Source organism: Microtetraspora fusca (assembly GCF_001570365.1).
Classification (GTDB): Bacteria; Actinomycetota; Actinomycetes; order Streptosporangiales; family Streptosporangiaceae; genus Microtetraspora; species Microtetraspora fusca.
In genome coordinates, this window is the sequence record NZ_BBYK01000047.1 from 188,133 (window position 1) to 204,405 (window position 16,273).

General features: G+C 68.9%; 19 protein-coding genes. 13 read left to right on the forward strand and 6 right to left on the reverse strand.

Features of this window, described 5'->3' with window-relative positions; translation table 11 throughout:
* Positions 1 to 104 precede the first annotated feature (104 nt).
* From mgtA to AWQ68_RS17470, 4 genes are all read left to right on the forward strand, one after another.
* On the forward strand, positions 105 to 2,747 hold the full coding sequence (gene mgtA, locus AWQ68_RS17460) for a magnesium-translocating P-type ATPase (RefSeq protein WP_066941601.1): 2,643 nt from the start codon (positions 105 to 107) through the stop codon (positions 2,745 to 2,747).
* Positions 2,748 to 2,811: 64 nt separating this feature from the next.
* Positions 2,812 to 2,964 carry a hypothetical protein gene (locus AWQ68_RS42535; RefSeq protein WP_157545389.1) on the forward strand — a complete coding sequence of 51 codons (153 nt, stop codon included), beginning with the start codon at positions 2,812 to 2,814 and terminating at the stop codon, positions 2,962 to 2,964.
* A 257-nt stretch (positions 2,965 to 3,221) separates the two neighbouring features.
* On the forward strand, positions 3,222 to 4,898 hold the full coding sequence (locus AWQ68_RS17465; RefSeq protein WP_218006907.1) for an ABC transporter permease: 1,677 nt from the start codon (positions 3,222 to 3,224) through the stop codon (positions 4,896 to 4,898).
* 15 nt (positions 4,899 to 4,913) lie between these two features.
* Positions 4,914 to 6,209, forward strand: a complete 1,296-nt coding sequence (locus AWQ68_RS17470) for an ABC transporter ATP-binding protein (RefSeq protein WP_066941603.1) — start codon at positions 4,914 to 4,916, stop codon at positions 6,207 to 6,209.
* 3 nt (positions 6,210 to 6,212) lie between these two features.
* Here AWQ68_RS17470 and AWQ68_RS17475 read toward each other — a convergent pair whose 3' ends face one another.
* Complete coding sequence (locus AWQ68_RS17475; protein WP_066941605.1) at positions 6,213 to 6,626, reverse strand: ArsR/SmtB family transcription factor; 414 nt, start codon at positions 6,624 to 6,626, stop codon at positions 6,213 to 6,215.
* A 207-nt stretch (positions 6,627 to 6,833) separates the two neighbouring features.
* Here AWQ68_RS17475 and AWQ68_RS17480 point away from each other — a divergent pair, with 207 nt between their 5' ends.
* The gene (locus AWQ68_RS17480) at positions 6,834 to 7,487 is read left to right on the forward strand and encodes a hypothetical protein (RefSeq protein ID WP_066941607.1); all 654 of its coding nucleotides are present in this window, start codon (positions 6,834 to 6,836) and stop codon (positions 7,485 to 7,487) included.
* 174 nt (positions 7,488 to 7,661) lie between these two features.
* Positions 7,662 to 8,039: a helix-turn-helix domain-containing protein gene (locus AWQ68_RS17485; RefSeq protein ID WP_084464113.1), complete on the forward strand. Its 378-nt coding sequence runs from the start codon at positions 7,662 to 7,664 to the stop codon at positions 8,037 to 8,039.
* Between the two features lie 9 nt (positions 8,040 to 8,048).
* Here the strand turns inward: AWQ68_RS17485 and AWQ68_RS17490 are convergent, their stop codons facing one another.
* The 5 genes from AWQ68_RS17490 to AWQ68_RS17510 form a co-directional block, all read right to left on the reverse strand.
* Positions 8,049 to 8,636, reverse strand: a complete 588-nt coding sequence (locus AWQ68_RS17490; RefSeq protein ID WP_066941608.1) for a ClpP family protease — start codon at positions 8,634 to 8,636, stop codon at positions 8,049 to 8,051.
* Positions 8,633 to 9,238, reverse strand: coding sequence for a ClpP family protease (locus tag AWQ68_RS17495; RefSeq protein ID WP_066941610.1), 606 nt, complete (start codon positions 9,236 to 9,238; stop codon positions 8,633 to 8,635). Before AWQ68_RS17495 ends, AWQ68_RS17490 begins: the two co-directional genes overlap by 4 nt.
* Positions 9,239 to 9,366: 128 nt before the next feature.
* Positions 9,367 to 10,530: an MAB_1171c family putative transporter gene (locus AWQ68_RS17500; RefSeq protein ID WP_066941612.1), complete on the reverse strand. Its 1,164-nt coding sequence runs from the start codon at positions 10,528 to 10,530 to the stop codon at positions 9,367 to 9,369.
* A gap of 3 nt (positions 10,531 to 10,533) precedes the next feature.
* Positions 10,534 to 11,037 carry a hypothetical protein gene (locus tag AWQ68_RS17505; RefSeq protein WP_174554116.1) on the reverse strand — a complete coding sequence of 168 codons (504 nt, stop codon included), beginning with the start codon at positions 11,035 to 11,037 and terminating at the stop codon, positions 10,534 to 10,536.
* Positions 11,027 to 11,467, reverse strand: a complete 441-nt coding sequence (locus AWQ68_RS17510) for a helix-turn-helix domain-containing protein (protein ID WP_066941614.1) — start codon at positions 11,465 to 11,467, stop codon at positions 11,027 to 11,029. Before AWQ68_RS17510 ends, AWQ68_RS17505 begins: the two co-directional genes overlap by 11 nt.
* A 154-nt stretch (positions 11,468 to 11,621) precedes the next feature.
* Between AWQ68_RS17510 and AWQ68_RS17515 the strand changes: the two genes are divergently transcribed.
* The 7 genes from AWQ68_RS17515 to AWQ68_RS17545 all read left to right on the forward strand — a co-directional run bounded on the left by AWQ68_RS17515 (position 11,622) and on the right by AWQ68_RS17545 (position 16,245).
* Positions 11,622 to 11,837 (forward strand): hypothetical protein, encoded by a 216-nt coding sequence (locus tag AWQ68_RS17515; RefSeq protein WP_066941616.1) that lies wholly within the window; start codon positions 11,622 to 11,624, stop codon positions 11,835 to 11,837.
* Positions 11,838 to 11,862: 25 nt separating this feature from the next.
* On the forward strand, positions 11,863 to 12,078 hold the full coding sequence (locus tag AWQ68_RS17520) for a hypothetical protein (RefSeq protein ID WP_066941618.1): 216 nt from the start codon (positions 11,863 to 11,865) through the stop codon (positions 12,076 to 12,078).
* Between the two features lie 278 nt (positions 12,079 to 12,356).
* Positions 12,357 to 12,545 (forward strand): hypothetical protein, encoded by a 189-nt coding sequence (locus tag AWQ68_RS17525; protein ID WP_066941620.1) that lies wholly within the window; start codon positions 12,357 to 12,359, stop codon positions 12,543 to 12,545.
* Between the two features lie 85 nt (positions 12,546 to 12,630).
* On the forward strand, positions 12,631 to 12,822 hold the full coding sequence (locus AWQ68_RS17530) for a hypothetical protein (protein ID WP_066941621.1): 192 nt from the start codon (positions 12,631 to 12,633) through the stop codon (positions 12,820 to 12,822).
* 132 nt (positions 12,823 to 12,954) lie between these two features.
* The gene (locus tag AWQ68_RS17535; RefSeq protein WP_066941623.1) at positions 12,955 to 14,904 is read left to right on the forward strand and encodes an alpha/beta fold hydrolase; all 1,950 of its coding nucleotides are present in this window, start codon (positions 12,955 to 12,957) and stop codon (positions 14,902 to 14,904) included.
* Positions 14,904 to 15,488 (forward strand): hypothetical protein, encoded by a 585-nt coding sequence (locus AWQ68_RS17540; RefSeq protein ID WP_066941625.1) that lies wholly within the window; start codon positions 14,904 to 14,906, stop codon positions 15,486 to 15,488. Before AWQ68_RS17535 ends, AWQ68_RS17540 begins: the two co-directional genes overlap by 1 nt.
* Positions 15,481 to 16,245, forward strand: a complete 765-nt coding sequence (locus AWQ68_RS17545) for a class I SAM-dependent DNA methyltransferase (protein ID WP_066941627.1) — start codon at positions 15,481 to 15,483, stop codon at positions 16,243 to 16,245. Before AWQ68_RS17540 ends, AWQ68_RS17545 begins: the two co-directional genes overlap by 8 nt.
* Positions 16,246 to 16,273 lie beyond the last annotated feature (28 nt).

Here is a 16,273-nt window from a genome sequence, read left to right on the forward strand (position 1 = left end):
TGTGCTGTGCCGGCACGAGAAGAGGTGAATCGATCATGCTCGAGACCACCCGAGAGATCAGGCGCCCTGCGCCCTCCGGACGTCCCACCCGCCACGAGCGGCGAATGAACGCGATCAGCGAGGCGACCACGCGCATCGGCGCGGACCTCGCCGCGACCGCGTCCACGCCGTACCAGGAGGTGTTGCGCACCCTCGACAGCCGACGTGACGGGCTGACCGGGCGGGAGGCCGCCCGGCGACTGGAGCGGTACGGACCCAACGTCGTGGACCACGACCGGCCGCCGCACTGGACGATCCAGCTCGCTTCGACGTTCAAGAACCCGTTCATCCTCGTGCTGGTCTGCCTGGACGTGGTGTTCCTCCTGACCGACGACATCCAAGGCGTGCTCACGCTGACGACGATGGTCCTGGTCAGCGTGCTTCTCCGGTTCTGGCAGGAGTTCCGCTCGACCAAGGCGGCCGAGGCGCTCAAGGCCATGGTCACCACCACCGCGACCGTGCTGCGCCGCCCCGGCGCCGACGCGCGTCCTGTCGAGCACGAGGTACCGATCGAGCGGCTCGTCCCCGGCGACGTGGTACGGCTCTCCGCCGGCGACATGGTCCCGGCCGACTGCCGCCTGCTGACCGCGAAGGACCTGTCCGTCTCGCAGGCCGTGCTGTCGGGTGAGTCGCTGCCGGTGGAGAAGTACGACACGCTCGCCGAGGTGGCGGAGAAGTCCGCGGACGGGCCGGACCCTGCGGCCGGCCCCCTGGAGGCGGCTGGGCTGTGCCTGATGGGCACGTCCGTGGTGTCCGGCACTGCTACCGCCGTGGTGCTGGCGACCGGCGCGAGCACCTACTTCGGCTCGATGGCCAAGGGGCTGGTCGGCGCCCGTCCGGAGACCGGCTTCGACCGCGGGGTGCGCTCGGTGAGCTGGGTGCTGATCCGTTTCATGCTGGTGATGGTCCCGATCGTGCTGGTCGTCAACGGGCTGACCAAGGGTGACTGGTTCGAGGCCTTCCTGTTCGCGATCTCCGTGGCGGTCGGGCTGACCCCCGAGATGCTGCCGGTGATCGTGACCGCGAACCTGGCCCGCGGCGCGGTGGCCATGTCGAAGCGCAAGGTCATCGTCAAGCGGCTCAACGCGATCCAGAACTTCGGGGCGATGGACGTGCTGTGCACCGACAAGACCGGCACGCTCACCGTGGACCGGATCGCGCTCGAACGGCACCTGGACCCGCTCGGCGCCCCCGACGACGAGGTGCTGGAGTACGCCTACCTCAACAGCTCCTTCCAGACCGGGTTGAAGAACGTGCTCGACCGGGCGATCGTCGACCACGCCCAGGAGGCCGACCGGCTGCTCGCCGACGCCCGCTTCACCAAGATCGACGAGATCCCGTTCGACTTCGCCCGCCGCCGCATGTCGGTGGTCCTGCGGCGCGAGCCGGACCGGCACGTGATCATCACCAAGGGCGCGGTCGAGGAGGTGCTCGCCGTCTGCTCCGCCGTACGCCGAAACGGCGTGGACGAGCCGCTGACCGCTCTGCTGCGCGAGGAGGTGCTGGCGACCGCCGAGGAGCAGAACCGGGAGGGCCTGCGCGTGCTGGCCGTCGCGGCCAGGACCGTTCCGGCCGAGCGGAACGTGTACGGCGTGACGGACGAGGACGAGCTGACCCTGATCGGCTTCGTCGCCTTCCTCGACCCGGCCAAGGCGAGCGCCGCCGCCGCGATCGACGCGCTGGCCGGCAACGGCGTCACGGTCAAGGTCCTGACCGGCGACAACGACCTGGTGGCCGCGAAGGTGTGCCGCGACGTCGGCCTGGACGCCGGGCGGATCGTGCTGGGCGACGCACTGGACGGGCTGGACGACGACGAACTGCGCGAACTCGCCGAGCGGACCACGGTCTTCGCCAAGGTCAACCCGGTGCAGAAGGCCCGCGTCATCCGCGCGCTGCAGTCGGGCGGGCGCACGGTCGGTTTCATGGGCGACGGCATCAACGACGCCGCCGCGCTGCGCGACGCCGACGTGGGCATCTCCGTCGACACGGCGGTGGACATCGCCAAGGAGGCCGCCGACATCATCCTGCTGGAGAAGGACCTCACGGTTCTGGAGCAGGGCGTGATCGAGGGGCGGCGCACCTTCGGCAACATCATGAAGTACATCAAGATGACCGCCAGTTCCAATTTCGGCAACGTCTTCTCGGTCCTGGTCGCCTCGGCCTTCCTGCCGTTCCTGCCGATGCTCGCCGTCCACCTGCTGGTGCAGAACCTGTGCTACGACCTCTCCCAGCTCTCCATCCCGTGGGACCGGATGGACCGGGAGTACCTGCGCAAGCCGCGCAAGTGGGCGGCCGGTGACCTGAGCCGCTTCATGCTCTGCGTCGGCCCGATCAGCTCGATCTTCGACATCACCACGTACTGCGTCATGTGGTGGGTCTTCTCCGCCGACACGGTCGCCGAGCAGGCCCTGTTCCAGTCGGGCTGGTTCATCGAGGGCCTGCTGTCGCAGACGCTGATCGTCCACCTGATCCGCACCCGTAGGATCCCGTTCGTCCAGTCCCGGGCCGCGACCCCGGTCCTGCTCCTCACCGGGCTGATCATGGCGATCGGTGTCTACCTCCCCTTCTCGCCGCTGGCCGCGACGCTGCAGATGCGGCCGCTGCCCCTGGCGTACTTCCCCATCCTCGTCGCGACCCTGCTCGCGTACTGCGCGCTCACCCAGTTCGTCAAGACGCGTTACATCAGGCGCTTCGGCACCTGGCTGTGACCCACGCGCCGCCCGCCCGGGTCCCCGGGCGGGCGCGTCCGTCCGGAACCTCGGAGGTGATCACATGAACGTCTTCTCCGCATGGCTCGCCCGCACGGCGCGGTGGCTTCGCCGCCTTCCGCTGGACAGTCTCACCATCCGGGCGGTGCCCGCCGCCCGCTACCACCGGAGCGCGTCCCCCCGTCGTCGCGGACGGCACGTGCCCCGCTGCCTCTGACGCCGAACGTCCGGCCAGTTCACGGGGTGGTCCGTACGGATGTCAAGCTTGCATTGGCGAGTGAGGAGGTGGCCGATGGACGACGATCCCGGCAGTCCCGACCGCCTCGCGCCCACCGGCTGACCCGGCCCTGCGAGGCGGGCTTCTGGTGTCGGTCTCTCGCAGGAAGGTCTCGCGGCATGGGTGTCCCACGCTCCCCGGCGAATCGCGTGGCCCCGTCGCGCCCGCGTTCTCCGCGACCGGGGTGGTTCTCCTGGGTGGACGTGGTCGTCGCCGCGGGCCTGCTGGTTCTGCTGTACGTGGTGATCCGCCTCGGCAAGGACATCACGTTGTCGTTCACGCCCACGCAGGTCAGCGGCATCGACACCGACCCGGTGCGCCTGCCGTACTACGCCGGCCGCAGCCTGCTGCGGATGTTCGCCGCGCTCGCGGTGTCGCTGGTCTTCACGCTGGTCTGGGCCTACGCGGCGGCGCACTCGCGACGGCTGGAACGCGTGCTGATCCCCGCGCTCGACATCCTCCAGTCGGTGCCGGTCCTGGCGTTCCTGACGGTGGCGGTGACCGCGTTCGTCGCGCTCTTCCCCGGATCGGTGCTGGGCCTGGAACTCGCCTCGGTGTTCGCGATCTTCACGTCCCAGGCGTGGAACATGACCTTCGCCTTCTACCACTCGCTGATCACCACACCCAGGGAGCTGGACGAGCTGTCCCGCGGCATGGGCTTCTCCCGCTGGATGCGCTTCTGGAAGGTCGAGCTCCCGTCGGGCGCGATCGGCCTGGTGTGGAACGCGATGATGAGCTTCGGCGGCGGCTGGTTCTTCCTGGTCGCCTCCGAGCTGATCAGCGTGTCCAACAGGGAGTACACGCTGCCCGGGGTCGGCTCCTACGCGGGCGCGGCCATCGTCGCCGGGAACCTCGGCCACGTCGGCTGGGCCATCCTCACCATGGCGATCCTGGTCATCGGGGTGAACTTCCTGTTCTGGCGTCCCCTGACGGCGTGGGCCGAACGGTTCAAGGTCGAGCAGTCGGAGGCCGCGCAGGTGCAGCGGTCGCTGGTGCTGGACTTCCTGCGCCGGGCGAACTGGCCCCGCCTGCTCGGCCGGGCCCTGGCGCCGCTGCGGGAGGCCGCCGGCCGGGCGGGACGGGCGTTCGGCGTCGACGACCGGCCGCTCCTGGTGGACGTACGGCGCAGACGGGCCGGAGACGTCCTCTTCACCGTCGTGACGCTGGCGCTGATCGGCTGGGGCCTGGTCAGCCTGGTGGGCTACCTCGCCGACCAGCCCGCCGGGCTGTCCGTCTTCGCCGAGCCGCTGCTGCTGGGGCTGGCCACGCTGGCCAGGGTGGTGGTGCTGGTCGCCGTGGCCACCCTGGTCTGGGTGCCGATCGGCGTGAAGATCGGGTTCTCGCCTCGGCTGACCCGCATCGCGCAGCCGGTGGTGCAGATCCTGGCGAGCTTCCCGGCGAACTTCCTGTTCCCGCTCGCGACGTGGCTCTTCCTGCGCACGGGGCTGTCGCTCAACATCGGCGGCATCCTGCTGATGGCGCTCGGGGCCCAGTGGTACATCCTGTTCAACGCCATCGCCGGGGCCATGGCCATCCCCACCGACCTCCGCGAGGCGATGGACGACCTCGGCGTACACGGCTGGCGGCGCTGGAAGCGCCTGATCATCCCGGGGGTCTTCCCGTCGTACGTGACCGGCGCCATCACCGCCTCCGGCGGAGCGTGGAACGCCTCCATCGTCGCGGAGGTCGTCACCTTCGGCGGCACCACGCTGACCGCCACCGGCCTGGGCGCGTACATCGCCCACGCGACCGCGACGGGCGACCACCCGCGGCTCCTGGCCGGAGTCGCGGTCATGAGCATGTACGTGGTGCTCATCAACCGCCTCTTCTGGCGCCGCCTGTACCGGCTCGCCGAGCACCGCTACTCGTTGTGATCGCGGGAGAAGATCATGGCCCTGCTGACCGTGACCGGTCTGACCAAGAGCTACGCGGGCGCCGACGGCGACCTGCCGGTCCTGGCCGGCATCGACCTCGACATCAACGAGGGCGAGATCGTCGCCCTGCTCGGCAAGAGCGGCTCGGGCAAGTCCACGCTGCTGCGCTGCCTGGCCGGGCTGATCCCACCCAGCTCCGGCACCATCACGTATCGGGGCCGGCCGTTGACGGGCGCCAACCCCGGCACCGCCATGGTGTTCCAGACCTTCGCGCTGCTGCCGTGGCTCACCGTGCAGCAGAACGTCGAGATCGGCTTGGAGGCGCGCGGCCTGCCCGCCCGCGAGCGCCGCGAGGCCGCGCTCAAGGCCATCGACCTGATCGGCCTGGACGGGTTCGAGTCGGCCTATCCCAAGGAGCTGTCGGGCGGTATGCGGCAGCGTGTCGGCTTCGCCCGCGCCCTGGTCGTGGAGCCCGACGTGCTGCTGATGGACGAGCCGTTCTCCGCCCTCGACGTGCTGACCGCCGAGAACCTGCGCGGCGAGCTGCTGGAGCTGTGGGAGTCCGGGGAGTTCCCCACCAAGGCCATCGTCCTGGTCACCCACAACATCGAGGAGGCCGTCCTGCTGGCCGACAGGGTCGTGGTGCTCGCCTCACGCCCCTACGGCACGATCCGCGCCACGTACGACATCCCGCTGCCGCGCCCCCGTGACCGCGACAGCGCCGACTTCACCAAGCTCATCGACGTCATCTACCAGACCATGACCGGCCGCGGCCACGACACTCCGCTGCCGCCGCCGGGCGTACGGGCGCCCGCCAAGCGCACCCCCGCCAACACCCCGCTTCCGGCGGCGAGCGTGGACGGCTTCTCCGGGCTGGCCGAGATCCTCCAGCGGCACGGCGGCCGCCTGGACGTCGCGGAGCTGACCGACGAGCTCAGCCTGGAGGTCGACGACCTGCTCCCGCTGATCGACGCGCTGGAACTGCTGGGCTTCGCCGCCGTCGAAGGCACCGAGGTCCGGCTCACCCCGCAGGGGTGCGCGTTCTCCGAGGCCGACGTGCAGACGTCCAAGGAGATCTTCGCTCCCGCCGCGATCGAGATCCCGCTGGTGCGCTTCATCGCCACCAGCCTGGCCAACAGCGTCGACGGCCGCCTGCGCGCCGGATTCTTCCGCGACGTCCTGGCCCACCACTACACCAGCGAGCAGGTCGCCGAGCAGCTCGACGTCGCCACCGACTGGGGCCGCTACGCGGAGCTGTACTCGTACGACACCCTGCACGAGGAGTACAGCCTGGAGGCGCCGCCCGACTGACGGTCAGGAGCTCGCCGGACGCAACCGGCCCGGCAGCAGCTGCCATCCCACGCCCGCCGCCGCCTCCCGGGGCGGCGCGGGGCCGTCGTCCGGCGGTTCGATCACGCCCGTCACATATCCGGTCAGTAGCCCGGCCTCCGCCATCAGCCCGGCGACATGCGGGTTGGCCGCCCGGTAGAAGATCCGCGTGCCGTCCCTGCGCGAGCTCACCAACCCCGCCGCCCGCAGCTTGGCCAGATGCTGGGAGACGGAGGCCACGTGCGCGCCGACGATCTCGGCCAGCTCTCCGACGCCCCGTTCCTGGCTGGAGACCGCGTACAGGATCTGGAACCGGGTCGGATCCGCGATCGCCTTGAGCACCTCCACGATCGCCTCTACCGGAACGACCGGAGAACCCTTGGGAACTTGCGCGACCATGCAACAAGTCTAGGTCCGCGCTCCGCGCGACTCTGCCCCTGGTGACCGGCGCGGACGCTGCCGCCCGTACGCACCGGCGCGGTCGCGGACGGCGTCCCACCGGAGTCATGACCGATGATCCGCGCGTGTCCCCCTGCCAAACGAGCCCCTCGCGTGTTACTTATTGTGACCAAGAAATCACCCACAGCGATCTACTTGGAGATGCCCATGAACGCTCCTCGATCCCGCGCCCACGTCGTCGGCGGTCTCGCCGCCGCGGCCGCGGCCGTCCTGGGCCTGGCCCTGGTGGCCGCCCCGTCGCTGGCCGAGGGGATGTCGGGCGGCGCCGCCAAGCCGGCCGCGCCGGTCGCCGCCCCCTCGCCCAGCCAGCCGGGCGGCCACACCGTGCTGACCTGCACCATGGCCACCGCCGGCGCCCAGCCGATCACGTTCGACCCCCCGGTGAGCCAGGAGGTCCGCACGGTGAACGTCAGGGGCACCCTGACGCTGACCAACTGCGCCTCCCCCGACAGCAGCTTCCCCAACCTGCACTCGGGGACGGTCACCATGCAGGGCAGTGGGCAGCTGTCCTGCGGTGGCGGCGCCCAGAACGTCACCGGCACGGGCTCCATCACCTGGAGCGACGCCCAGGGCAAGTCGCTGGGGACGTCCACGATCCGTCCCAACCTCAACGCGATCAACTCGTACAACGCCGGCGACATGCTGCTGATCGGTGAGGTCACCGACGGGAAGATGAAGGGCAAGCGGATCGCCGGGAACGCGGTGCCCACCTCGGACATCAGCCAGTGCTCCGGCAAGGGCGTGAGCAGTCTCCAGGGCAACGGCAGCGTCGCCTTCATCGCCGTCGACACGCCGAAGTAGCCCGACCGGCGGTCCAGGCCGGCGTCTTCCGGCCGTACGCCATCGGAGCGGGTCCGGCGGGCGTGTGCGCGCCGGCCCGCTCCCCCGCCGGAGCGAGCGGCCGCGGAACTCGGCTCGCTCACCTGTCCGCGAACAAGCGTTCTGCCGGAGATCCGCACGTGTCAGACTCCAGGCATGGCAGCCTCGGGCCGATCAGTGGTCATCGACATCCGGACGCGCCGGGCCGGCAAGGAGCGCGGCCCCGAGATTCCCGACGACCCGGACCCGTTGCTGCGCAACGTGTACGGAGAGATCCTCCGCGACGAGCGGCTGGACCAGGACCGCACGCTCGATGACGTGGCGCGTGCGGTCGGCATGTCCAAGCAGTATCTGTCGGAGGTCGAGCGCGGCCGCAAGGAGCCGTCGTCGGAGATGCTGCATTCGGTGTGCGACGCGCTCGGGTTGCCGATCGAGCACCTGCTCACCCGCGCCGTCCGGCGGATCACGGCGTCGCGCCGGATCGCGACGCGCAGGCCGTCCGGTACGCCGCGGGTGGAGCTGCTGGCGGCGTGAGCGCTACGACTAGCGAGTGAGGATCAGCTCGTCGACCAGGCCGTACTCGACGGCCTCGCGAGCGCTGAAGACCCGGTCCCGGTCGGTGTCCTTGCGCAGCTGGGCGGCGTCCACCCCGGTGTGGGAGCTGAGGATCTCCTCGGTCTGCGCGCGTATGCGCATCACCTCCGCCGCCTGCAGGGACAGGTCGGAGATGGTGCCCTGCCCCTGCGTGGACGGCTGGTGCAGCAGCACGCGGGAGTGGGCGAGCGCGAACCGCCGTCCGGGGGTGCCGGCGGCGAGCAGCACCGCGGCGGCGGAGGCCGCCTGGCCCATGCAGTACGTCGCGACCTTCGCGCGGATGAACTGCATGGTGTCGTAGATCGCGAGCATCGCGGTCGTCGAGCCGCCAGGTGAGTTGATGTACAGGTTGATCTCCTGGTCCGGGCTCTCCGCCTCCAGGTGGAGCAACTGTGCCATCACGACGTTCGCGACGCCGTCGTCGATCTCGGTTCCGAGGAAGATGATCCGCTCGTTGAGCAGCCGGCTGAAGATGTCGAACGACCGCTCCCCCACCGGGGTCCGTTCGACCACGTACGGGATCGTGTACTGCGTCATGACGAGAACCCCATCCGGTGAGCGGCGTACGGCGCGAGGCTGTCGAAGGAGTCGACGATCTTGTCGATCATCCCGTAATCGCGGGCCTGCTCCGGCGTGAACCAGCGGTCCCTGTCGCTGTCGGCGGAGATCTCCTCGACCGTGCGTCCCGTCTCCGCGGCGAGGATCTCCTCGGACTGCCGCTTCATGTACTGGAGGTTCTCGGACTGGATCGCGATGTCGATCGCCGTGCCGCCGATGCCGGCCGACGGCTGGTGCATCATGATCCGGCTGTGCGCGAGGCTGATCCGCTTGCCGTGCGTGCCGGACGCCAGCAGCACCTGGCCCATGCTCGCGGCGAACCCGAGCGCGACGGTGATCACGTCGTTCGGGACCAGCTTCATCGTGTCGTAGATCGCCAGCCCTGCCATCACCGACCCTCCGGGCGAATTGATGTACAGGACGATGTCGCGCTCGGAATCCGCCGAGGCGAGCAGCACCATCTCGGCGCACACCCGCTCGGCCATCTCGTCGTCGACCTCTCCGGTCAACAGCAGGGTCCGTTGCTGGAACAGCTTCTCGTTCAGCCGATCCCGGTAACTCATGCTCGGTGAAACACGCATGGCGCCTTTGTATCCGCCACAACCCCGCGAGCTGTCGCTATGTCTGCTGAGGGCAGACCGGGCGCCGCCTCGCCTACGGCGTGGGGCGAGTGGTGGATCGCTCAAGGTCCTTGATCGGTGGGATCAGATCACGGTGTCGAGTGCTCCGCCTCGGCGGTGGCGCGTTCCCGCACCCGCGCGACGACCACCGACTTCGTGAACTCTCGACTCACCCGCACCAGCCAGGCGCTCTCCGAGGTGATCGACGGATCGACGTCGTGGAAGGGGTGCTCGGCGTTGTAGTTGCGCCCGGCGGCATAGCCGATCAGGGACGCCGCGATCACCGCGGCCTCCAGTGTGGCCGGATCCGCCGCTGGGCCCACCCACTGCGGCACGGACGGGTGCGCGTACGGCCGGAGCGCGAGTTGCGCGTCACGGATCTCGATGACCCGCCGATAGAGGGCGAACTCGGTGTCCCACAGCACTTTCGCGGTCTCGATCAACGCGATCTGCGGTCGGGCCAGCCGCAGTGCCCTCCACAGAGGGTCCGTCTGTCGATGACGGATGAACGCCCGCACCCAGCGCAGCGGCGCGGCCAGCCACGTTCCCCAAGCGGTGAGGGTGGCCCCGATGAGCCAGAGCAGGATGCACGTCACGCCGATCATCGTCCCGATCGGAAGGACGGTGGCCAGCGACTGCCCGGTGAGCAGCGTGATCACCGGCCGGACTCCGGACCAACCGGCCCAGATGATCCCGACGGCGGCTCCGGCAACGACGAAATGCAATCCGACCCGCAGAGTGGTGGTTTCAGCGTGTGGCACATAGCGGCTGATGGTCCGCATGAAGGCGACCACGCAAACCGTGATATAGAGGAAAAACACCGCCAGGTAGCCCACCACTTGCGGGGTGTTGGAATAGACGTTGACGAAGTTGCGCGTGTAAGTGGTCTCGGCCGCGATCAACAGTACGGCCATCAGGGTTACCGCCCCGGCGAGGATGATTCCGTACCGGCGCAACCATCGCTTCGTGTGCTCGGGGATGGCGATGCTATGCCCGAGCGCGCCGAGAAAGTAGGCCGCCGCCATCTCCAGAGAATTGCCAACGAACCGGGCCGTATTGGGCATCAGCTCATAGCGACTGACCAGGTCCAGCGTCGGGTGCGCCATGAACGCCATGGCCAGCCCGAGGCAGAGGAAGAACGCCGCCAGATAGTGCAGACCCAGAGCCCGCTGGTCTCGGCGTACGCGAAACAGCTTGTATCCTGCGACACCGACGGCGAGCGCGCAGGCGCAGTAGTTCAGCCAGTGAAGCATCCATCACCGCGTATCAAAGATCGAGCCGACGCGGGCCAGACCATCGGCGAGCTCGGGGGCGACCGATCCGGCCGACCGGCGACGGGCCCGCTGCGCGACCATCGAGGCCACCAGTTCGGCCTCCTGTTCTTCCGCCGCGGAGTAGTCGGTCCGGCCGAGCACTCGCCGGACCAGGTCCACGCTGAGGTTGGGTAACAGAAGTTTGGGCAGGGCCTCGAGTTTGGCATCGCCGATGTGTCCGCAAAGGAGATGTCCCACCTCGTGGAGCAGGATGTGCTCCCGGTGTAATCGGGTGGTGCTGGCGGCGTAGAAGATGTAGTCGGCCTCGTCGGTGGCGACCAGCGCACCGCATTGCACGGCGCCACCCGGCATCGGCATCAACTCGACGATCCGACCGCGCCGCTCGGCGAGCGCGGAGATGAACACGTCGGGATCGAAAGGGGCGGGGATCGACAGCTGACCGACGACCCGCTGGCACTTGCGCCAGGTCGCCCGGTCAATCGCCATCGCGCCCCGCTAACCCCTTGCGTCGCGCTTCACGCCGCCCGATCGCCTCGATCATGTCGCTGATCGTGTCGAGCCCTTCAGGCGACAGCGTGACCGCGCGTAGGGCGATCTGGCGTACCGCGTTATCTCGTAGCGCCCCGAGTAGTTCCAGCTCTTCCACGATCCGCTCGCTCTGCTCATCGTCGAAAAAGTAGGCCGGGGGAACCTGGAAGAACTGCGCGAGCGCTTCCAGATGGCGCTTGGTCGGATTGGTTCGGCGGCCATTGCGCAGCTGCCACAGATAGGTGGCCGAGAAGCTCTCGCCGGTCGCCTCCCGGCAGGCACCGGCCACCTCCTCGTTGCGGTACTGCTCCCGGTCTGGGCGCCGGACAACCTCGAAGAGGCGGTTGATCTTCTCGGCGAGAGTCGACCGGACGGGTGGCTCAACCATCGGTCACGCTCTCCCCTTCTATAACAGGCGAATCCCGCCAGGACTGTTGACGGAGCCCACAAGCTCCATCATTCTAGCGATTCCGGACCTTAGCTGAGATGAAAGTTCTGCGTCATTGTTTCATCTCCGCTATGAGACTCCAAGGAGGTGAATCATGAGCACTCTCGCCGACCACACCAACACCATCTCCCCCGGGAGGTTCGGTGACCTGACGGAGACCACCCGCGGCCGCGGCCTGACCGCGGCCACGCCCGTACTGGCCACCCCGTCGGCCGTGGCCCTCGGCGTCGCCATCGGCATGGCCGCCTTCCACGCCGGTTACATGTACGGCATCGCCCGCAGCATGGCCGAAGGCACCGTCGCCAACTGACCCCTAGACGCGAGGGACATGATCCATGCCATTACTGGCTGAGAAGGCGAACGCCGACCCGGCGCTCGCCGCGATCTCGATCTACAGCACTGAGCCCTGCCACGAAATCGGCGGGGCGCCGGTGCTCGCCACACCCGCGACAATCGTGGGCGTGGCCGCCGGCGTGGGCCTGGTCGGCTCAGTGGTCGGCCTGTTCGCAGCCGGCTACGCGATCGGCCACAGCGGCACCTTGCCGAAATAGCTCCGGACGAACCCGTTGCCGGGGCACCGCCGACCCTGGCATCCCGGCAACGGGCCGATGCCCCAGCCATCTCGACCAGCCGCTCACCCCACACCCTCGGCTTCACGTCCGCGGAAAGAAGCCGTCCGTCCAGCCGCCTCAGTGCGAGCTTGATCGGCGTGCTGCTCTGCAAACGGGTCAAGCCCAGCCGATACGGCCCTGGCGGACCCTTGCTTTAGCTGATATGAAAGGCACGGCTATCTAGCTTCATTTGAGCTACAACTCCAAGGAGGTGAATCATGAGCACTCTCGCCGACTACACCAACGCCGTCTCCCCCGAGACGTTCGGTGACCTGACGGAGACCACCGCTGGTCGCGGCCTGACTGCGGGGACCCCCGTACTGGCCACGCCCGCCGTGGTCGTGACCATGGTCGCGGCGTTCGCGGCCGGCTATGCGATGGGCCGCAGCGGCACCGTGCCGAAGTAGCCCCGGACAACCCGTTACCGGTGCCACGCAGCTGCCCAACTGACAGCCCGATACGAACGGCGGCTCACCACAATGGAGATCATCCATGACACTGCTCGCTGAGAAGGTGAACGCCGACCCCGCGTTCGACGCGATCTCGATCCACAGCACTTACCCCGTCCACACGAGCGTCGAGGTGCCGGTGCTGTGCGTCACGGCGACCATGGGGGCCGCAAGCGGGCTCAGCACGGCGAACGTCGGAGCCGTGAACGGCGGAACCGTGCTCACCATCGCCTAGTGCGATAAGCCGCGACTTCGGCGGCCCCAAACCCCCAGCGGCCGCGAAAGCCCTGGATAACCCGTTGCCGGGGCGGCGCTGACTCTGACCCGGCAACGGGCCCGATCCAGGAACGAGCCAGGAAACAACCCCATGAAAACACCAGCCAAGCGCCGCCCCCGACTGCTGGCCGCCCTGTCAGCCCTGTCCGGACGCGGCACCCGAGCCTCCATCGAGTCGCTGTCCACACTGTCCAGATCGCAGGTGCTGACCTGGACCGAGCGGTTGAATTCGGTGACCCACCTTCTCGCCAGCCTGGAATACCTCGCCCGTCCCAAGGACCGGGAGTGGGGTGGTGCCAACAACTGGGACGTCACCCGCCGCATGTTCCACGACCGGGCACCCCGCTTCGCCAAGGCCCTGGACCTGGTCGCCGATCCTCGGGTCAGCACCGCCCTGCACGCCGGCCGCGCCGTCGCCGCGGCCGCGCTCTGGCTTCCGCTGTCCCCTCGGCAACGAGTCGCCGTCAACACGGTGCTCACCGGCAGCCAGGCCGCCCTGCACGCGCAGAACCTCTACGGAAGCGACGGGGCCGACCAGATCTCCTTCCTCGTGCAGGCGCTGACCACCGTCGCCCGGACCGGTCACCGCCGGCCCGCCGTCGCCGACGCCGCCCTCTGGTTCGTCTCGCTGCAGTCGGTGCTGTCCTACACGGTCTCCGGATGGGCCAAGCTCCCCAGCGATACCTGGCGCAGTGGGCGCGCCCTGCCCAACATCATCCGCACCCACACCTACGGCGACCCGGACATCTGGAAGCTGATGCGCCGCTTCCCCCGGCTGACCCGGCTCGCCGCGCATGGCGTCCTCACCTTCGAGTGCTCGTTCCCCCTGGTCTTCGCCTTCCGTGGCCGGCCCGCGCCGTACTTCCTCGGTATCGCCGGGATCTTCCACATCGTCAACGCGCGAATGATGGGACTCGGCCGGTTCTTCTGGGCCTTCGCCGCCACCTATCCGGCGGTGCTTTACACGACCGGACCACGCGAACGCACCGAACCACATGACGTGGTCAGCCGTCGCCACGATGCCCTGCCGGCCACCGTGGCCGCCGCCGCGCTCACCCTGTTCGCCACCGGCCAGGTGATCCGTGCCCGCCGGCGCCGGATCGTCACCCGAGGACGCGGCGACGAGCGTACGCTGACCACCTCAGCGGGCAACACCCTGGCCTACCGCGTTCTCGGCGAGGACGCGGCGGAGACCGGTCCGGTGGTCATCCTGGAAAGCGGCCTCGCCTCCACGAGCGAACACTGGGAACGGATCGCCACTCAGCTGGCGCGACACTTCACCACAGTCACCTACCAGCGGGCCGGCTACGGCGGCAGCCGATACCAGGCCGACGGCGAATATCACTTCGACGCCATAGTGGACGACCTGACCGAGGTGGCCAAGCACGTCGCAGGTGATCGTCCCATCGTGCTGGTCGGCCACTCCCTCGGCGGCTACCTCTCGCTGCTGGCCGCCGAACGACTCGGCGCCCAGGTGCGGGGCATCGCGCTCATCGACTCCAGCCATCCGGCCGAGCTGCAGCGTTCCATCCGGCAAGCCGAAGGCGGCCAGGTGCTGACCAACTCGCTGGCGCTCATGGCCCCGTCGATGGAGCTCGGGCTCGGCTCGCTGCTACGGCGTCCCGAATGGCTGAAGCGGATCCCGCCCGAGGCGCGAGCCACCGCCCTGGCCCAGTACCGCGACGCCAAAATGTGGGCCGCCGCCCGCCGGGAGTGGAAGGTCGTCAAGGAGAAGTTCGAGGAGTTCGACGGCGTCCTGCCCAGGATCACCGCCCCCCTCGTGGTCATCACCGCGAGCCAGACCGCCGCTACTGACGCCGTGCAGGTGGATCTGCACGATGAGTTCGCAGCCGCCGCCCCACAGGCGCAGCAGCATCTCATCGAGGGCGCCGACCACGACGAGATCCTCACCGACGCCGACCGGGCCGCCGAAGTGAGCAAGATCCTCACCGCGTTCCTTGACGACCTGCACGACACACCCTCCGACGACGGCGGGCGGGAACGATCCGCCCGGCGGCAGCGCGATGGGGGCGAGAAGTGATGGGGCCACGAACCGCTCCGCCGTCACCCCGGGCCGACCGCGGGCCGGCGGCCGCACTGGTGATCGGGGGCCTGGCCGCCTGGTTCGGCGTGACCGTCATCAGCCAGCATCCCCAGCAGATCTTCGACCGGTTCCGGCGCTACGACTACACCGGCCTGCTCATCGGCAACTGGCGGTTCTTCGCCCCGGAGCCGGCGCAGCACGACTTCCACATCCTGCACCGGGTGCTCACCGCGGACGACGTCCAGACCCCCTGGGCCGAGACCACCCACATTCCCAAGCGCACCTGGCGGCAGATGGTCTGGTTCCCGGAACGGCGGCAGGACAAGGCGGTCTTCGACGTCTGCGCCGAACTGATCGTCTCGTTCGCGCAGCCCAAACTCGACATCACCAAGCTCCCGGCCTACCAGGTGCTCTGCGACCGCGTCGAGCTCGTCGTACGGGAGGAACACCGGGCGAACCCGACCCCCAAGGGATTCCAGTTCGTGATCGCCCGCAGTGCCGGATACGACGAGTCCGAGAATCCGGACTATCTGCTGATCTCCCAGTTCATTCCACTTCAGGAAGACCATCGCCATGAGTGAGATCGCCGACATCGGCTACGGCGCCCAGTTCGCCGACTTCTACGACCGCCTCTTTCCCGGTGGACCGGCCGTGGCGGCGACCGCGACCTTCCTCGCCGAACTGCACCCCGGCGGAGACCTGCCGACCCTGGAACTCGGCGTGGGCACCGGGCGGATCGCGCTGCCCCTGGCCGACCTGGTCGGCCCGATCGTCGGCGTCGACTCCTCGCCGGAGATGCTCGACGTCCTGCGCGCCTCCCTCGCCGAACAGCCCCGCCCGGTCACCCCCGTGCACGGCGACATCCGCGACTACGCCGACGATCGGCGCCACGGGCTCATCTACTGCGTCTGCGGCACCCTTTCGATGCTGCTGGACCCCGCCGAGCAGCAGCAGGTACTCAAGGTCGCGGCGGCCCACCTCGCCCCCGGCGGCACTGTGGTCATCGAAACCCACAACCCGAACTTCGCCCAGATGATCAACCAGGGCAGGGCACGTGACTCGTTCTTCGTCCCCTACCCGGCACCGGACACCGGGCTGCTCTCCTACTCCACCATCGACATCGACAACCGCATCTGGCACCTCGCGCACATCTGGATCGACAACGGCCGTTCCCGGATCGCCCAGGAACTGAGCCGCCTGACCATGCCCGAAGAGGTCGACGGCTACGCCGAGCAGGCCGGGCTGACGCCGGCGGGCCGCTACAGCAACTGGGCCGGCGCCGAGTTCAGCGGCCAGGAGCCGATGTACATCTCGGTTTACCGCAAGGGCCCCGCGTGATGGCACAGACGATGGAAGCGCAGCCGGA

Coding starts and splice junctions, on each gene's coding strand:
- AWQ68_RS17475 (WP_066941605.1), bottom strand. CDS start 6,626: ATGGTCGCGCAAGTTCCCAAGGGTTCTCCGGTCGTTCCGGTAGAGGCG.
- AWQ68_RS42535 (WP_157545389.1), top strand. CDS start 2,812: ATGAACGTCTTCTCCGCATGGCTCGCCCGCACGGCGCGGTGGCTTCGC.
- AWQ68_RS17495 (WP_066941610.1), bottom strand. CDS start 9,238: ATGCGTGTTTCACCGAGCATGAGTTACCGGGATCGGCTGAACGAGAAG.
- AWQ68_RS17520 (WP_066941618.1), top strand. CDS start 11,863: ATGCCATTACTGGCTGAGAAGGCGAACGCCGACCCGGCGCTCGCCGCG.
- mgtA (WP_066941601.1), top strand. CDS start 105: ATGAACGCGATCAGCGAGGCGACCACGCGCATCGGCGCGGACCTCGCC.
- AWQ68_RS17500 (WP_066941612.1), bottom strand. CDS start 10,530: ATGCTTCACTGGCTGAACTACTGCGCCTGCGCGCTCGCCGTCGGTGTC.
- AWQ68_RS17535 (WP_066941623.1), top strand. CDS start 12,955: ATGAAAACACCAGCCAAGCGCCGCCCCCGACTGCTGGCCGCCCTGTCA.
- AWQ68_RS17470 (WP_066941603.1), top strand. CDS start 4,914: ATGGCCCTGCTGACCGTGACCGGTCTGACCAAGAGCTACGCGGGCGCC.
- AWQ68_RS17510 (WP_066941614.1), bottom strand. CDS start 11,467: ATGGTTGAGCCACCCGTCCGGTCGACTCTCGCCGAGAAGATCAACCGC.
- AWQ68_RS17540 (WP_066941625.1), top strand. CDS start 14,904: ATGGGGCCACGAACCGCTCCGCCGTCACCCCGGGCCGACCGCGGGCCG.
- AWQ68_RS17480 (WP_066941607.1), top strand. CDS start 6,834: ATGAACGCTCCTCGATCCCGCGCCCACGTCGTCGGCGGTCTCGCCGCC.
- AWQ68_RS17505 (WP_174554116.1), bottom strand. CDS start 11,037: ATGGCGATTGACCGGGCGACCTGGCGCAAGTGCCAGCGGGTCGTCGGT.
- AWQ68_RS17515 (WP_066941616.1), top strand. CDS start 11,622: ATGAGCACTCTCGCCGACCACACCAACACCATCTCCCCCGGGAGGTTC.
- AWQ68_RS17545 (WP_066941627.1), top strand. CDS start 15,481: ATGAGTGAGATCGCCGACATCGGCTACGGCGCCCAGTTCGCCGACTTC.
- AWQ68_RS17490 (WP_066941608.1), bottom strand. CDS start 8,636: ATGACGCAGTACACGATCCCGTACGTGGTCGAACGGACCCCGGTGGGG.
- AWQ68_RS17530 (WP_066941621.1), top strand. CDS start 12,631: ATGACACTGCTCGCTGAGAAGGTGAACGCCGACCCCGCGTTCGACGCG.
- AWQ68_RS17485 (WP_084464113.1), top strand. CDS start 7,662: ATGGCAGCCTCGGGCCGATCAGTGGTCATCGACATCCGGACGCGCCGG.
- AWQ68_RS17525 (WP_066941620.1), top strand. CDS start 12,357: ATGAGCACTCTCGCCGACTACACCAACGCCGTCTCCCCCGAGACGTTC.